Annotated in this window: 3 protein-coding genes and 2 pseudogenes; all 5 read left to right on the top strand. The window is 63.3% G+C overall.

What is annotated here, in order from left to right; genetic code table 11:
- Window positions 1–209 (top strand): sigma factor-like helix-turn-helix DNA-binding protein (locus ACS5Q1_RS47635; RefSeq protein ID WP_473104741.1); only part of this gene is annotated, 209 nt, incomplete at its 5' end.
- Between the two features lie 20 nt (window positions 210–229).
- Window positions 230–526, top strand: a complete 297-nt coding sequence (locus ACS5Q1_RS47630) for an I78 family peptidase inhibitor (RefSeq protein ID WP_473104740.1) — start codon at window positions 230–232, stop codon at window positions 524–526.
- A gap of 282 nt (window positions 527–808) precedes the next feature.
- Window positions 809–1,402 (top strand): Hsp20/alpha crystallin family protein, encoded by a 594-nt coding sequence (locus ACS5Q1_RS47625; protein WP_473104739.1) that lies wholly within the window; start codon window positions 809–811, stop codon window positions 1,400–1,402.
- 235 nt (window positions 1,403–1,637) lie between these two features.
- Window positions 1,638–1,763, top strand: a pseudogene (locus ACS5Q1_RS47620) (IS6 family transposase); the annotation flags it as partial.
- A gap of 97 nt (window positions 1,764–1,860) precedes the next feature.
- A pseudogene (locus ACS5Q1_RS47615) lies at window positions 1,861–2,297 on the top strand (transposase); the annotation flags it as partial.

Below are 2,297 nucleotides of genomic sequence, written 5' to 3'. Positions count from 1 at the left end.
TGCTGGTTGGCGTGGAGGGCCTGAGCTATGAGGAAATCGCCGCCCGTCAGCACGTCACCGTGGGCACCATCAAGAGCCGGGTCAACCGGGCCCGCCACCAGCTCGCAGACATCCTTGGTCTGGGACCAGACGATGCCATCGGCACGCGGTTCTCGCACCCAGAGCGGGCGGAACGCCGAGGCGCAGAGAGCTTGCATCACCTCGGTTGATCTGGGAGCGGAGGCATCGCATGAGCTTGCGTGTAATCCGGTTCTTGGCGGTCCTACTGACCGCTCTCGCCCTGATCCCGGCCGGAGGGCTCACCCAACCGGCTCCGGACCGAGAGGCGTGTGCGGCAGGTGAGGCCGAGGCCGTCATCGGGCAACCCTACTCGCCTGAGCTGGCCGAGAGAGCCCGCCGGACAGCCGGGGCTCGCGAGGTCCAAAAGGTCGAGCCGGGGGGCGTCTACACGACCGATCTCAACGCCGATCGGCTGAACATTGAGGTGGACCGCGCTGGCATCGTGACAGACCTTCATTGCGGATAAGGCTCTATCGCCAGCGGCGATTGCTGCGGTCGGCCGGATCACCGGAATGCTCATTCCCGCTGACTTGAAGAAAACGGAGGAGGACTGTCGGGCCCAAGCAAACCCAATGCTTCGGCTCTCCATCGTTGGTCCAATCCCGATTCCGGACAGATTGGTGACGGAATATAATTTGTTTCGATGGTCGAGTGCTTTGGCTCCGATACCATCCAGTCCGAGTTGTGTTGCCCTTCCGGCGGATCCACCTTCGCCGAGGATCGCAAGTTGAACGAGGAGGAACGCACAATGGCACGCAATCCCCTGACACCCTCCCGCTCCGGCTTTGGTCTGCTGGCCAGTAGCGATCCCTTCCTCTCGCTTCACCGCGAGATGAATCGTCTCTTCGACGACGTTCTTCGCGGTACCGGCCTGCCCACGGCTGGCGGTCAGAGCCAGAGCGTCGGCAGTGTCGTCAACGCCAGCATGAACGTGTCGGAGACGGACAAGGAAATCCGCATCACAGCGGAACTGCCGGGCGTGACCGAGCAGGACATCGACGTCAGCCTCGATGATGACGTGCTTACCATCCGCGGCGAGAAGAAGTTCGAGCGTACGGACGACAAGGAGAACTTCCACTTCGTCGAGCGCTCCTACGGCACTTTCCAACGCTCGCTGCGGCTACCCTACCCGGTAGAGCCTGAGCAGATTCAGGCCAGCTTCGAGAATGGCGTGCTCACCGTGACGGTGCCCAAGACCGGGCGACAGGAGCGCTCACGCCGCATCCAGGTTCAGGGTCGCGGTGCCGCCGGACAGGGCCCCTCCGGCGGCACCGGCCCTGAAGACGAGGATCGAGCAAAGGCCGGTATCTCGGACCAGTCGAGCGACACGAGATCCGGATGAGCCAGTCGCCCGTGCGCCATTCCCTGACGCACGGGCTACGTCACGCGGCAGTTCCCTGAGCAGGAGGAAGGTCGAGAGACCCAACGCCGTAGGCCTGCTGTTCACGGTCGACATATTCGGATCTTGGGAAGACAGCGATTTTTCCTGGACGACATCTGCTTGACCTTAGCAAGCCCACGGGCTGACAATGTGCTGTGGGTGATGTCACATAACCCGACTATGAGGTCGGGCCGCCATGACCAAGCCCGTCAGCGACAAGCGCCACCGCTTTCCACCCGAAATCATCGCCCACGCGGTGTGGCTCTATTTCAGGTTCCCATTGAGCCTGCGGCTCGTCGAGGAAATGCTGCTTGAGCGTGGTGAGCTATGGCGGAAAGTGGGTGATGCCGGTTTGAGAAAGGCGGCGTATCGAGGCGGGTGACGAGCCTGCCAGAACCTCTCCAGGAGAGCGATACGCCATGAACGAGACTACCAATGTTTTGCGTCTGCGCCAGCCCGACGATATTGACGATCCCCTGACGGATATTCTGCGAACCGGCGCCCGCAAGTTACTGGCGCAAGCCATCGAGAGCGAGGCTGCGGCCTATCTCGCCAACATGTGCGACCTCAAGTTGCCGGATGGCCGCGAGCGACTGGTCCGGCACGGGCACGGCCCCGAGCGCGCCATCCAGACCGGGATCGGCCCGGTGGAAGTCCGCCGGGTCAAGATCCGCGACCGCGGGGCTGAGGGAGAGGACCGCATCCGCTTCACCTCCGCCCTCCTGCCGAAATGGCCCGCCGGACGAAGAGTTTGGATGCACTGCTGCCGATCCTCTACCTGCGCGGGCTCTCCACCGGCGACTTCCAGGAGGCGCTGTCCGCCCTGCTCGGCAAGGATGCCCCGAACCTGTCGCCC

Source organism: Microvirga sp. GN3, assembly GCF_055792825.1.
The sequence above is the reverse complement of the archived record's forward strand: the minus strand, read 5'-3'. Positions and strand labels throughout refer to the sequence as shown.

What these genes read in the sequence shown, in the direction of transcription:
- ACS5Q1_RS47630 (WP_473104740.1), top strand. Translation starts at nt 230, where the DNA reads ATGAGCTTGCGTGTAATCCGGTTCTTGGCGGTCCTACTGACCGCTCTC.
- ACS5Q1_RS47625 (WP_473104739.1), top strand. Translation starts at nt 809, where the DNA reads ATGGCACGCAATCCCCTGACACCCTCCCGCTCCGGCTTTGGTCTGCTG.